Source organism: Flavobacterium sp. FG19 (assembly GCF_057809475.1).
Genome location: NZ_JBMDKA010000027.1, coordinates 38,959 through 52,656, shown reverse-complemented (window position 1 = coordinate 52,656; position 13,698 = coordinate 38,959). Strand labels below are relative to the sequence as shown.

10 protein-coding genes are annotated in these 13,698 nt (G+C 38.7%); 9 read left to right on the top strand and 1 reads right to left on the bottom strand.

The features are described from left to right. Positions 1 to 20 precede the first annotated feature (20 nt). The 9 genes from ACODST_RS22220 (at position 21) to ACODST_RS22180 (ending at position 12,759) form a co-directional block, all read left to right on the top strand. Positions 21 to 1,058 carry a nucleoside hydrolase gene (locus ACODST_RS22220; protein ID WP_488934281.1) on the top strand — a complete coding sequence of 346 codons (1,038 nt, stop codon included), beginning with the start codon at positions 21 to 23 and terminating at the stop codon, positions 1,056 to 1,058. 10 nt (positions 1,059 to 1,068) lie between these two features. Further along, on the top strand, positions 1,069 to 1,959 hold the full coding sequence (locus ACODST_RS22215; protein ID WP_488934280.1) for an alpha/beta hydrolase: 891 nt from the start codon (positions 1,069 to 1,071) through the stop codon (positions 1,957 to 1,959). Between the two features lie 325 nt (positions 1,960 to 2,284). After that, positions 2,285 to 4,735 carry a beta-glucosidase gene (locus ACODST_RS22210; protein WP_488934279.1) on the top strand — a complete coding sequence of 817 codons (2,451 nt, stop codon included), beginning with the start codon at positions 2,285 to 2,287 and terminating at the stop codon, positions 4,733 to 4,735. Between the two features lie 393 nt (positions 4,736 to 5,128). Further along, entirely contained in the window at positions 5,129 to 6,847 is a 1,719-nt protein-coding gene (locus tag ACODST_RS22205) for an alpha-keto acid decarboxylase family protein (protein WP_488934278.1), read from the top strand. Between the two features lie 31 nt (positions 6,848 to 6,878). Further along, the gene (locus tag ACODST_RS22200; protein WP_488934277.1) at positions 6,879 to 8,873 is read left to right on the top strand and encodes a flavin monoamine oxidase family protein; all 1,995 of its coding nucleotides are present in this window, start codon (positions 6,879 to 6,881) and stop codon (positions 8,871 to 8,873) included. Between the two features lie 20 nt (positions 8,874 to 8,893). Further along, positions 8,894 to 10,402: a ferritin-like domain-containing protein gene (locus tag ACODST_RS22195; protein ID WP_488934276.1), complete on the top strand. Its 1,509-nt coding sequence runs from the start codon at positions 8,894 to 8,896 to the stop codon at positions 10,400 to 10,402. 16 nt (positions 10,403 to 10,418) lie between these two features. Continuing rightward, the gene (locus ACODST_RS22190; protein WP_488934275.1) at positions 10,419 to 11,006 is read left to right on the top strand and encodes a hypothetical protein; all 588 of its coding nucleotides are present in this window, start codon (positions 10,419 to 10,421) and stop codon (positions 11,004 to 11,006) included. Next, positions 10,996 to 11,907 carry an MNIO family bufferin maturase gene (gene bufB / locus ACODST_RS22185; protein ID WP_488934274.1) on the top strand — a complete coding sequence of 304 codons (912 nt, stop codon included), beginning with the start codon at positions 10,996 to 10,998 and terminating at the stop codon, positions 11,905 to 11,907. Before ACODST_RS22190 ends, bufB begins: the two co-directional genes overlap by 11 nt. Before the next feature lie 12 nt (positions 11,908 to 11,919). Then, positions 11,920 to 12,759 carry an HvfC/BufC family peptide modification chaperone gene (locus ACODST_RS22180; protein WP_488934273.1) on the top strand — a complete coding sequence of 280 codons (840 nt, stop codon included), beginning with the start codon at positions 11,920 to 11,922 and terminating at the stop codon, positions 12,757 to 12,759. A 210-nt stretch (positions 12,760 to 12,969) separates the two neighbouring features. Here ACODST_RS22180 and ACODST_RS22175 read toward each other — a convergent pair whose 3' ends face one another. Next, positions 12,970 to 13,617 carry a hypothetical protein gene (locus tag ACODST_RS22175; RefSeq protein WP_488934272.1) on the bottom strand — a complete coding sequence of 216 codons (648 nt, stop codon included), beginning with the start codon at positions 13,615 to 13,617 and terminating at the stop codon, positions 12,970 to 12,972. Positions 13,618 to 13,698 lie beyond the last annotated feature (81 nt).

The following is a 13,698-nucleotide window of genomic DNA, read 5'->3' as shown; positions in this document are numbered from 1 at the left end:
ACAGTAAAACCACAAGTAACATGAAAATTAAATATCCAATACTATTTGCTTTCAGTTTGCTTTTAAGCATTTGTTCACAGGCACAATCCACATCTAAAAATTCATTTTCTAAAGATTTAGTTGTGCCTAGAATGCGTGTTATAGTCGACAATGATTTTAGCGGCGATCCGGATGGCTTGTTTCAATTGGTGCATCAGATTTTATCGCCTTCGGCAGAAATTCGAGGTATCATTGGGTCACATTTAAAACCGGGAGATGGTTTTGATTCTTCTTCAGAAACAGCAACCAATGCGGTGAAAAAAGTAAAAGAACTTTTGGAAGTCATGAAACTTCAGAATTCTTTTCCGGTTTATGAAGGCTCCAATTTACAATTAAAAGATGCAAAAACACCCAATATTTCAGAAGGAGCAAAAGTCATTGTAAAAGAAGCGATGCGTGATGATGTAAAAACACCACTTTATGTGGTTTGCGGTGCAGGTTTAACAGAAATAGCAAGTGCCTATTTGATGGAACCAAAAATTGCAGAGCGTCTTACTCTGGTTTGGATTGGCGGTCCTGAATATATTGATTTGGCAACACCGCCACCAGGATATACTTCGTTAGAATATAATCTGGGAATTGATATTACAGCAGGACAAGTCATTTTTAATGATTCAAAAATTCCAATCTGGCAAGTGCCGAGAAACGTCTATCGCCAGACTTTAATGTCTTATGCTGAATTGTTTTTAAAAGTAAAACCACAGGGGAAAACTGGAGAATACCTTGCTGAAAAAATAGAAAGCCTGATGAAAAGAGTACAGCAATTCAACCTTCATATTGGAGAAACTTACATTATGGGAGACAGTCCGCTGGTTTTGCTGACGGCGTTGCAATCTTCTTTTGAAGCCGATCCGAGTTCGAGTTCTTATGTTCTGAAATCTTCTCCTTTGATCAATGCGCAGGGACTTTATGAAACCAATCATAACGGAAGAAATATTCGGGTTTACAATCAATTGGATACTCGATTAATGTTTGAAGATTTCTTTGCCAAACTGCAATTGTTTAAAACAACTAAATAAAAATCAGATTATGAAAATTATATACACATTTTTAGCAACAGGATTTCTGTTGTTGGGAACTTCGGTTCAGGGGCAGGAAACGATAAAATTATATCAGGGAAAAGCACCGGGATCTGAAAACTGGACCCAAAAAGAAGCGGAGATGTATTCGGATTTATTTAAAACCGAAGTAGTCTACAATGTAACTGATCCGACTTTAATCGTTTACCAAGTTCCAAAAGGAGTTAAAAATACAGGAACAGCCATTGTAATTGCGCCGGGAGGAGGATTTCAGAGTTTATCGATTAACAGAGAAGGAAAAGAACTGGCTGCAATTTTAAGTAAAAAAGGAATTACTGTTTTTGTTTTAAAATACCGTTTGAACAAAACGGAAACAAACGATCCAGCAAGAGAAATGATGGATAAATTAAAAGACAGAGCGGCTTTTGAAAAAAACTCTCTGGCGACAATTCAGCTGGCAGCACAGGACGGAAAAAATGCTTTGAATTATGTTCGTGCTAATGCATCAAAATACGGAATTGATACTAAAAAAGTCGGAATCATTGGTTTTTCAGCTGGAAGTACTGTGGCAATGGAAACGGTTTTAGACAACAAACCAGAACAGCTTCCAGATTTTGTGGCGAATATTTACGGTGGCCCAAGACCAGAACTTTTAAGTGTTCCTGCACCAGATAAAAAGATTCCGATGTTCGTTTGTGCAGCAAGTGACGATCAGTTGAAATTGGCTCCAAGAAGCATTCAAATGTATAACAAATGGCTGGATGCTGGTCAGACAGTCGAATTGCACATGTACTCAAAAGGTGGACACGGTTTTGGAACTGGAAAACAAAATTTACCAGTTGATTCCTGGGAAACCCGTTTTGAAGAATGGCTTTCGTTAGAAGGATTTTTAACTAAATAAGCAGAAAAGGTTTCACGCAGATTTAAAGGATTTAAGCAGATAAACGCAGCTATATTTTACAAGTTGGGTGAAACTAAAAAATAAATTTAAACACATAGAAACATAGATTTCAGTACTGAAAAAAGAGATACAAAAGAAACAAGTTTCCACACATAGTCAAACTATGTGCATTTAAATTAGTGAAACGCCTTTTTCAGACCTTCAATAGACTATGTTTCTATGTGTTGAAAATAATTACACCAGGCAGGCATATTTTAATTAAATCTGCTCAAATCCTTTTGAATCTGCCTGAAAATTAAATAAGGACTTAATAAAACTATATATTATGAAACATACAATTATAAAAACAGCCAGAGTAACGCTTTTGACAGCGTTAGTGCTTTCTAATTTATCATGGAATACCATTCCGAATGATGAAACGAATCCGCCTCTTGTTACGATTAAAGGGTTTACGTTTGCCGATTTTAACAGAAACGGAAAACTAGATCCGTGGGAAGATACACGTCTTACTGTTAATCAGAGAATTGATGCCATCATCAAGGAAATGACCAATGCAGAAAAAGTAGAATTACTAATCGGAACAGGAATGCCTGGAATCGAAGTCTTAACAGGGCCAGTAGGTGATTCAAAACAGGGATTGGTTCCTGGAGCAGCGGGGGGAACTGCAGCCTTTGAACGATTTGGTATTCCTGCAACGGTTGTAGCCGATGGCCCAGCAGGTTTAAGAATTGCGCCAACCAGAGAAAATGATTCAAAGACCTATTATGCAACAGCATTTCCGGTTGGAACAGCTTTAGCTTCGACTTGGAATAAAGCGCTTTTGGAAGAAGTAGGAAAGGCAATGGGAAATGAAGTGAAAGAATATGGAGTTGATGTTTTATTGGCACCAGCTTTAAACATTCATAGAAATCCATTAAACGGAAGAAACTTCGAATATTATTCGGAAGATCCGCTAATTTCAGGAAAAACAGCTGCGGCAATTGTAAACGGAATTCAATCGCAGGGTGTTGGAACTTCAATTAAACACTTTGCAGTAAATAATGAAGAAACCAATCGTTTAACGGTTAATGCACATGTTTCAGAAAGAGCGATTAGAGAAATTTATTTGAAAGGTTTCGAAATCACAGTTAAAGAATCTGATCCGTGGACAGTGATGTCTTCTTATAATAAATTAAACGGGGAATATACTTCTGCCAGAAAAGATTTATTGACAGACGTTTTAAGAAACGAATGGGGTTACAAAGGAATTGTAATGACAGACTGGTTCGGTGGTTTCCCAGGATTCGAATCGATTCAAAAAGGTTCAAATTCAGATGTTGTCAAACAAATGATTGCCGGAAATGATTTGTTGATGCCGGGAATTCCTGTTCAGAAAAAAGCGTTATTGGAAGCTTTAAATTCAGGTAAATTATCTCAGGAAGCAGCCAATACCAATGCGAAAAGAATTTTAGAATACATTTTCCGTACGCCGACTTTTGCTAAATACAAATACAGCGATAAGCCAAACTTAACCCAAAATGCAGCAGTAACCAGAAATGCGGCTGCAGAAGGAATGGTTTTGCTTAAAAATGAAAAAAATGCACTGCCATTTGCTGACAAGCAAAAAGAGGTTTCTTTATTTGGTGTGACTTCTTATGCCTGGATTACGGGCGGAACGGGAAGTGGAAGCGTAAACAACAAACATACGGTTTCTCTTTTAGAAGGTTTAACAGCTGCAGGATATAAATTAGACAAAGAATTGGTTGATTTGTATCAGCCTCACGCTGAAAAAGAAGTAGCAATTGAAAAAGAAAATAGAAAAGCAAGAGGAATTTTGGCTTTGCCGGAAAGACTTCCAGAACTAAAAATGGACGATGCTTTTATCGCTAAAAAAGCAGCAAGTTCTGAAATTGCCTTTGTAACGCTTGGAAGAAATTCCGGAGAAGGCGGAGATAGAGTGGTAAACAACGATTTTAATATGGCTGATGAAGAAATTCTAATGCTGGATAAAATCTCAAAAGCTTTTCATGCTCAAGGGAAAAAAGTAGTGGTGATTTTAAATATCGGCGGTGTAATCGAAACGGCTTCCTGGAAAGATAAAGTAGATGCTATTTTGTTAGCCTGGCAGCCAGGTCAGGAAGGTGGACATTCTGTAGCAGATGTGGTTTCAGGAAAAATCAATCCGTCCGGTAAATTGACGATGACTTTCCCAGTGAAATATTCGGATACTCCTTCAGCGAAAAACTTCCCTGGAATTCCAGCAGATAATCCACAGGAAGTAACGTATGAAGAAGGTGTTTATGTGGGATACCGTTATTTTAATACGTTCAATATTAAACCTTCATACGAATTTGGTTTCGGAAAATCCTATACTTCTTTTGAATATACGGATGTGAAATTGAGTTCAGCATCATTCAAAGATAAACTGACGGTTTCTGTTACGGTAAAAAATACAGGAAAAGTGTCAGGAAAAGAAGTAGTGCAGGTATATCTTGCAGCTCCTTCAAAATTTATTGATAAACCGAAAGAAGAATTAAAAGCTTTTGGTAAAACAAAAGAATTAAAAGCAGGCGAAAGTCAGACCTTAACTTTGACATTGTCTTCAAAAGATCTGGCTTCTTTCTTAGAGAGTAAAAGCGCCTGGATTGCCGAAGCAGGCGAGTATAATGTACTGGTAGGAGCCTCTTCCTCGGATATTAAAAAAACAGCAAAATTTTCTGTTGAAAAAGAAATAACAGTTGAGAAAGTGAAGAAAGCTTTTGAATTAGATTCGAAGTTTACTGAGCTTAAACCTTAATTAGTTATTGTTTGGTTAGTTAGCGAAAACCGTCTCAAGTTATTGAGGCGGTTTTTTTGTTTAGTATGGGTTTTAGTTATCTCTTCCTGATTAACTGCCGGGAAGCAGCTAGTACATCTGCTGCGAAATAGTCTTATGCTTTTATTTCGACCTTTCATGGAAAAAAAATCCGCACTCGTACCTTTTTTTTAATTTGAAATGTGGTGTTATAATACTTTTAATGTAGAAATGGGATAAGGTCTTTACGGAAAGATGCTTAAGAATCAATGTTTGGTAATAAGGATTTACTGTGTTGAAAATTAATTGATTACGTGGTTGAGGTCTCTGCAGAAGTAAACGAAAAAGATTTGAAGAAAACACCAAAAACAAACCTAACATATAATCACAAAAAAAATGAAACCTACAAAAGAATTTACGGTAGCAGACTATCTGCTTACCCGGCTTAAACAATTAAATGTCACCGAGGTTTTTCAAATTCCGGGTGACTATGTAAAACATTTTACACAGGCTTTGGAATATTTTGATGGTATTGAAACCATTGGAACTTCAAACGAACTTGATGCCTCCTATGCTGCAGATGCGTATGCACGAACCAGGGGTTTAGGGGCAGTATCCTTACAATACGGAGTAAGTACTTTTAGTGCCTTAAATGCTATCGCCGGTGCCTATGTAGAACGTAGTCCGGTTGTGGTCATTAGTGCCACGCCCGGAGCAGATGCAAGGCAGATTGGGAGCATGTACAACGTCTTGTATCATCATTCTACTGGTAATCTCAGTGCAGATCAGGAAGTTTATGAAAGAGTAACCGTAGCAGCCGAGACGCTGAGCAGTTCTGTAGACGCTCCTGAAAAAATAGACAAATTACTTGTTGCGGCACTTACGCATCAGCGTCCCGTTTATATAGCCTGTTATAAAGAAGTATGGGGCGAACCCTGTCCAAAACCATCTAATAAAAAATTGGAACCTCTGGTGATCAAGAGTGAAGCAGCGGCGCTTGAAAATGCGGTTGCTCAGGCATGGACTCAGATTAGTCAGGCAAAAAATCCTTTGATTTTGGCGGGAGTAGAGCTTTTGCGACACAATTTAACAAAGCAGTTAGAAGAACTTATTAAAGCCAGCGGAATGCTGTACACGACAACTTCACTCGGAAAAACAGTTCTGGATGAAAAAGGAGATAAATTTATTGGCACCTATTCTGATCAGGCTTCTATACCCGAAGTTATAAAACTGGTCGAAGCTTCAGATTGTATACTTTCCCTGGGAACTATTATTACCGATGATTATTTATGGCTGGTAGAAAATAAATTTCCTAATATGATTCAGGCAGATACTCAGGAAATAAGAGCTGGCTATTTTAATTATGCTGGTGTAACTTTAAAAGACTTTATTGAAGCTTTAACAGAATGTTTTAAAAAAGCTTCAGGATATCCTTTAAAAGTAAAAGCTCCTGCCCAGCCAAAATTTCCAGAACCCTGGCGCTCCAATTCTGATCCTAAATACGATAAAACTCCGGAAGTAATCACATTTAACCGTTTTTTTGAACGTGCTGTATTTTTTCTGGAAAAGCAAAAAATGCTGGACGACATCGTAATGACTTTTGGTGTTAGTTCCTCAATGTATGTAGCTACGAATATTTACGGTTTATCTCAGAACGCCTATATTTCTTCAGCTGCCTGGCAGTGTATTGGTTTTGAAACCGGTGCTGCTTCCGGTGCTCAGCTGGGTAGTGGTAAACAGGCATGGACGGTTGCCGGCGACGGTGGTTTTATGATGATTGCACAATCACTTTCGACTCTGGTAAAATACAACATTAACTCTGTCATTTTTGTAATGAGCAATGGTGTATATGCCATTGAACAGGTATATGTAGACATGGATTCGTTTAAAGCAGGTCCGTCTCATAAGTTTGATGCCTTTGATATTCTGCCAAAATGGGATTATCAGGCGCTTGCGAAAGCATTTGGAGCAAACAGCTATCGTGCCGAAACCGTTAAAGAGCTGGACGAAGTACTTCTGAAACTAAAGAAAAAAACAAATCTTCCAACACTGGTAGAAGTTGTGATTCCTCAAAAAGACCTGGCGCAGCAGATGGAAAGACTGGGAAATGAATAAAAACCTCTAACAAACCTAAAAACATACAATCATGAGCAAAAAAACATACTCTATTTTTGGAGCAGGTGCCGGGGGACTCTATACTGCGTGGCGATTACTGGAAGGAAAATCCAAACTCGAAAAAAACGAAAAAATGCTCGTTAAGGGCGATATACTGGAACTCTACGACTGGGGGAAATACGATTTTTCTATAAAGAATCCCGGAACCAGAGAACCGGGCGCGCGTGTCTGTACCTGGCATTATAAAGACAACAAAGACAATTCGTACCTGGAACTGGGAGGAATGAGATATTTATATTGGGACGGCACTCCTAAAGGTCCCGGACATCGTTTAGTGACAAAAACCATTGAAGAATTGGATTTAAAGAAAGATTCAGTTCCGTTTAATGAATCTGCAGATCCTTTAATGTCCCTGCGTTCTAAAAACATGTATATCTCAGATATCAATTCTAACCAGCCGGCTCCCTATTTCGCAAACAATTATGCTCAGGATGCTCCGCCAGATGATGGTTTTACAACGATACAATCTGTAGCCATCACACAAACATCAGGCCCGACTACCCGAAGAGAATGGTGTAAATTTTATGAAGAAGGAAGAATCAATATTGATATGCCGGACAGTTCCATCTTTCAAAAAGGAGATTTACTAAAAGAAATCGGCTATTGGAACCTGGGGTATGATATGCTGGGGCAGGAAGGATTTGGTTATTTATCTGATGGGAATGGTTATAGTTCAAACGTAGTAAACACTAATAGCGCCCAGTCATTTAACGTGAATGATGAATTTTTGCCGGGAACAGAATACAAAACTTTAATAAAAGGATATTCCAGCTTATTTGACAGCTTATTTGAAAAAGTTGAAAAATTGGCAAAACAAAAAGGAATCACATTACATTATTATCCGGATGTCAGGCTGCGTTCTATTTTGCATACCAAGTCAGGAGTCAATTTTACGACTGCAGCACGCAAAGATCCCGATGCACTTGCAGAAAGAAAAAAATGTGATGCCGCATTTCTTGCGATGCCCAGAGCAGCAATTGACTTAGTAGCGCAAGCAAGCAGATACAGTGATGAGGAAGGAATGGATGTATTGAATCATGAAAAAGTACAGTTGTATTTAGAATCTGTATTAATGGAACCTTCATACAAAATAGGGATGTTTTTCGATACACCCTGGTGGAGAACAACCGAGGCCGGAAGCCCGACTTATCCTGCTAAACTAACAAGTTATTTCCTGACACAAGAAGGAATTGAGAAATTAAGAAAAGAAAATTTCCCGGCTAACTATCTTAAAAAAATAGAATCGGCTAAAAATCCGGTCATTATTGCTAATTCATTTAATGATAAGGCGAGCTTTATAGCTGCGGTAGAAAATGCAGTCGAAGAACGTTTGACTTTTAAACAGGAAAAACAAATCTCGACTGTAGCCGAATTAGATACCATTGGCCCAAGTATTACCGATATGCCTATCAGACAAGTGGTATATTTTGGAGATAACGCCAGAGACGAAAAAGCAAAAAAAGTATACGGTGTTCTGGCCAGTTATGATGATATCCAATATACCACATTCTGGAAAGCTCTAGAACTGGGGCCGGGTGCAACGCGTAAAATTCCTGAATCCAGAGACTGCCAGCCGCTTGAAGGACCAAGAGAGGCCACTCCGGTAATGGTAAAAATGCTTCGTTCACAATTGGCAGCACTGCACTTTGGACCACAGGCTGATTATTCGTATGTACCGGAACCTTTAGAAACAAGATACATGGACTGGTCGCTTCCTCCTTTTAATGCAGGATACCATGCCTATAAATCGCACTATAATTTAGGCGATGTACAGAGAAAGATCAGAAAGCCATCTCAGCTTGTTCCAAAAACGGATTGTGAAATTTTTATAGTCGGAGAAACCTACTCAAACGATCAGGCCTGGGTAGAAGGTGCATTTTGTACGGCCGAATCTGTACTGAATGATTTTTTCGGTATCGAACCTATTATTGACGAAAAATACTATCCGTTTATCAGTCCCGAATAATCTACTTTAACCAAAAATAAATGAAAACAAAAAAACTATTTAAATTTTCTACTTCGGTAACAAAAGACAATATCAAAGAAGTTATGCAGCAGGCCATTGCGCTGGAACTTGCTACTATTCCCACGTATTTGTCTACCTATTATTCAATAAACAGGGCACAGGATCAGGATAAACTGTATGCGAAGCTTCAGGCACAGCTTTCACAATCCGGTGAGCGCACTGCTGCAGAAATTGACGCACTGGCACAGGATCTGAAACTGGATATACTGGTGTATTCGAATAAATCGGCAGCTCTTATTATGAGTGTTGTTATTGAAGAAATGCTGCATCTGGCACTTGCCTGTAATGTAAAACAGGCGGTTTGTCAGACAGCACCAGATCTTATGGGCATTGGAAAAGTACTGACATTTCCAACAGAATTAGACGGGCATATTCCGGAATTTCAAATTAATGCGGCAAAGCTGTCCCTGAAACAACTGACTACTTTTTTGCAGATTGAAAGTCCGGAACCGTTTACAGACCCTAACGCAAATGAACAATTGCTGAGTACAGTAGAATATCAGACCATTGGGCGTTTGTACGAAATGATTGTCAGCTGTATCAAAGAGGATTTTCCGGGACCTTATGAATACAGGCCGCAATTACTTCCTCCTGCTCAGCCGGAACGTCCAAGACCTTATTATTCTCAGAATTCAATGAATACCGTACATTATGACAGAGAGCACAATCCTCAGTTTGCCAATGCAGATGACAGCGGCGGCCTTGTTGGCGTACACGATGCTCAGTCTGCTATTGAAGCTATAGAACGCATTATTGATCAGGGAGAAGGAAAAAGTAAATATCAACAGCATACTTTAATCTGGGGCGAAGATAAAATGCCGGTACCTATGGATATTGTCGATGGCAAAGTAGATTTTTGGAAAGGTGACTATGATGATTCCGGAAAAGAACCGGCGCATTTTGCCAAATTCCTTGAAGCCTACAGCCTTGGCGGATATTATCAGAAAAAGTTTCGCGGTATTCAGGGACTGGATGATTTTTTCAGCTATTTTGTATATGATACCGATGCCAACCCCAAAACAGCCGATTACATTGCTTCCGGAAATCAGGCACTGGCACTATGTTCACAACTGGGTAATGCCGTTTTTGCTTATATTCTTTTAATGATTGAAGCCTGTTACTATAAAGATGAAAGTACACAATATGACTTGTTCATCTTTGGGATCCATAAATCAATGATCTGGCTTTTGAGCGGTGTTGGTAACCAAATTAATCAATATACCTATACCAAAGGCAATCAGGCTTATAAAGGAGCTTTAACATTTGAGCCTTTTTCTTTTGAGCAGAGTTTCTTAAGACCAAAAGCACAAATCATGAACCTGGTTGAGCAATTGGCCAAAGCCGATCCTGTTAATTGGGGCTGGGCCATTAAAAGCGAAAACTATTTCCCGTCTTTACCAGACGTAGGACTGGATTACAGTATCGAAGCCGATATGCCTAAAGTACCCACTACACCTTACAGACACTAATATAAAAAGATACAATATGTCAGAATTAATTACCAAAGAGCTTCACGTATGCATGGGGCTTAATTCATGCAAAAATGCGGGATATTCAGGAAATAATGATTGTGCAGGTAAAGGCGATTGTTCGACTGCGGTTGGTCATCCCTGCCATACCTTAAATGCCTGTAAAGGACAGGGAGGCTGTGGGATTTTTGGAACCACAGAAGAACTCTGCCATCCGGGTGAAAACGAATGCCGTTATCAGGGCAGCTGCGGGGTACCTATTTTGTCTTCCCGTTTTATGGCACAAGGACCTAATAAGGGACTTAGTGTATGGCAGTTAGCCAGAATACGCTTTGAAGAAAAAAGAAAAGAAAGCGGACTTCCCTTTGGTGAGGCTCCCCAGCAATACGGACCAAGTGATGATTATGTAAATACAGTTCGTGGTACTTCCGGTGTCGATTATTCTTCCTGCGGGCAGAGTGGTTCAAGATTTTGTTCCTATGCCAGCAATCCTGCCGACAGAAAGGCTGCAGCAACGCAGAGAGTTTTAAAAATGGAAGAAGAAAGTGCTGAAAAATTACCAGAAAGTCTTTCAAACTGCCAATCAAAAGACCATGGAAAATAGACTTGGACTGCCCAATTTAGGATTGGGTTTAGGACTCAGAAGCCAGCATTTTGAACATATACTCGAAAAGAACCCTGCTGTAGACTGGTTTGAGGTAATTTCTGAGAATTTTATGGATTCGCATGGGCGTCCGAGATATATTTTACATCAAATAGCAGAAAAATATCCCGTGGTCATGCACGGGGTATCGCTTTCTATAGGAAGCACCGATCCCTTAAATATGGATTACCTGAAAAGTTTAAAGCAGCTGGCCGCTGAGGTAAAACCTGCCTGGATTAGTGACCATTTGTGCTGGACAGGAGTTTTAACAACCAATTCACACGATTTGCTTCCGCTTCCGCTAAATGAAGAGACCTTAAAACATGTCTGCACCAGGATCAGACAGGTTCAGGATTATTTAGAACGGCCGCTGATTGTTGAAAATCCAAGTACATATGCCTCTTTCCATAATTCGACACTTCCGGAATGGGAATTTTTACGAATTATGACCGAAGAAACAGGCTGTGGATTACTTCTGGACGTAAACAATGTATACGTTTCTTCTTTTAATAATGATTTTGATCCGTCAGTATACATTAACGGAATTCCGCATGATAAGATTGTACAAATGCATCTGGCAGGTCATCAAAATTGCGGGAATTACATTATAGATACCCATGACAGGGAAGTAACCAGTCAGGTGTGGAAATTATTTCAACAGGCTTATCAACTGGCCGGTGAAGCATCGGTTTTATTGGAATGGGACGGAAATATTCCGGCTTTTGATGTGTACCATTCCGAATTACTGAAATCAAAACAATATATGGATGCCGCATTTGCCGGGCTTGAAAAAGAAGTTATTTCTATTGATAAAGAACAGGTTTCAAACCCGTTGAATCTATTTACGGTAAACCAATTTTAACAGGCTCCAAAGATGCAGAATACGGTAAAAATACCATTAAAAAACTTTCAGGAATGGATGCAGCAGCTTTTACTGGATCCTTACCAGCAGACAGGAGTGAACCCTGATGATTTACTTTCGAATGCTGTAAACGCAGCCTCAGTTGAAGATGTAATCTGTCATTCGGATAAACTTACAGCTCAGGAACATTTAGCGATCTACCAGCGGAGTTATATTGCACGGTTACGAAATTGTATGTCGCAGCAGTTTAGTGCATTGGAATATGCTTTAGGCGAAACCATTTTCTGCGCTTTTGCCGATGACTATCTCGCTTCAAACCCTTCGACTAATTACAATTTATCTTTTTTAGGAGCCCGTTTTGCAGACTATCTTGAAAATAACAGGCCCGATGCCAATGAAGATATCAAAGAGGACTGGATTGATTTTATGATTGAACTGGCCCGGTTTGAATATGCGATTGGTGTTCTTTTTGAAGAAAAAGCAGAAGAAAATTATCAATTGGCAGCAATTGATACACCCGAAGATCAACTAAAGTTAGTGCCCGTATTGGCCTTGTTTAAGTTTCAGTTTCCGGTTCGAAAGTACTATCATGAGTTCAGGAATGGAAAAAATCCTGTACTGCCTTTTGGTGAAGAAAGTTATTGCGTGGTGCTGAGACACAAGTTTAAACTGGCGATTTACGATCTGCACAAAGAGCAGTATGATTTTTTGTGTTTATTAAAAGAGCATGGTGCGGTTTCTGTGGTAAAAGAAAGGTTTAAGATGCATTATAAAGAGAACACAGTTCAGTTCGAACAGATATGGAGCAGTTGGAAAGAACGCTGGCTCGATGCTCATTTTTTTAGGTTGTAACGGATGTTATAAAATGTAGACAAAAAATAAAAAAAGCAGTATTCTCAAAGGATTATACTGCTTTTCTGTTTCAAAAGTACACTATATTTGTTTAAAACGAGTTACAGATCCAGTCTTAAAAACATCTTCGTTTTGTATTAAAAAAAGTATTTTCTCCCATAGATTCAGAATAGTATTCCGCATTGGAAAATGGTATACCTCGTAGTTAGATTACAAACATTTATTTTTGTTAAAAATGGCTTCAAGCTGTTCGATTACCGATTTAACTTTAAAATCAGTTTTATCTATAGTTTCTATAATTTTGGGACAGTCTGAAAATGCTTCTTTGGCCATCTTCCGAATTAATGAATCGGTACCAATTGCCAAATCACTTCCGCCAGATTTTGCATAACCAAATACCAGTTCTTCACTGTTTTTCTTTCCAAAAAAATAGGAAGTACTGCCGTATGTAATTACTCTGCTGGTTCCGCCGGCATTAGGTCTGCTGCTTCCTGCTTCAGTGATATAACCTATTTTAGCATTTTTATCATAAATAATATACATCCATCTTTTTTTTCCTGATCTTGAAAATTTTCCGGTTAGAAGATTGGCTGTTGTGGCATACAATCTCTCGGCAGTATATTTTACATTATTGGCATCAGTGAATTCAATTTTTTTGATATCGGTACTGGGAATCTTTTCTTTTTGTGCTGCTTCATCCGTTTTAAATTTTACTTTAGAATCATTGTATTCTACTTTTTCTGCCAATCCTTTTTTTACGGTGCCATCTTCCATATATATAACCGCTTTAATATATTTTGCATGAATTGTAGCAGTGAACAATAAAAGTAATGCTAAAAGTAAACTTGTTTTTTTCATAGTATTTTAAAATTGTAATAAGTGAAGTAAGGTTGCGTAATAAAAGGAGGTAAATGTATCGGTAATCTTTAAAATAAATAG

Coding starts and splice junctions, on each gene's coding strand:
- ACODST_RS22205 (WP_488934278.1), top strand. CDS start 5,129: ATGAAACCTACAAAAGAATTTACGGTAGCAGACTATCTGCTTACCCGG.
- ACODST_RS22210 (WP_488934279.1), top strand. CDS start 2,285: ATGAAACATACAATTATAAAAACAGCCAGAGTAACGCTTTTGACAGCG.
- ACODST_RS22195 (WP_488934276.1), top strand. CDS start 8,894: ATGAAAACAAAAAAACTATTTAAATTTTCTACTTCGGTAACAAAAGAC.
- ACODST_RS22215 (WP_488934280.1), top strand. CDS start 1,069: ATGAAAATTATATACACATTTTTAGCAACAGGATTTCTGTTGTTGGGA.
- ACODST_RS22200 (WP_488934277.1), top strand. CDS start 6,879: ATGAGCAAAAAAACATACTCTATTTTTGGAGCAGGTGCCGGGGGACTC.
- ACODST_RS22175 (WP_488934272.1), bottom strand. CDS start 13,617: ATGAAAAAAACAAGTTTACTTTTAGCATTACTTTTATTGTTCACTGCT.
- bufB (WP_488934274.1), top strand. CDS start 10,996: ATGGAAAATAGACTTGGACTGCCCAATTTAGGATTGGGTTTAGGACTC.
- ACODST_RS22180 (WP_488934273.1), top strand. CDS start 11,920: ATGCAGAATACGGTAAAAATACCATTAAAAAACTTTCAGGAATGGATG.
- ACODST_RS22220 (WP_488934281.1), top strand. CDS start 21: ATGAAAATTAAATATCCAATACTATTTGCTTTCAGTTTGCTTTTAAGC.
- ACODST_RS22190 (WP_488934275.1), top strand. CDS start 10,419: ATGTCAGAATTAATTACCAAAGAGCTTCACGTATGCATGGGGCTTAAT.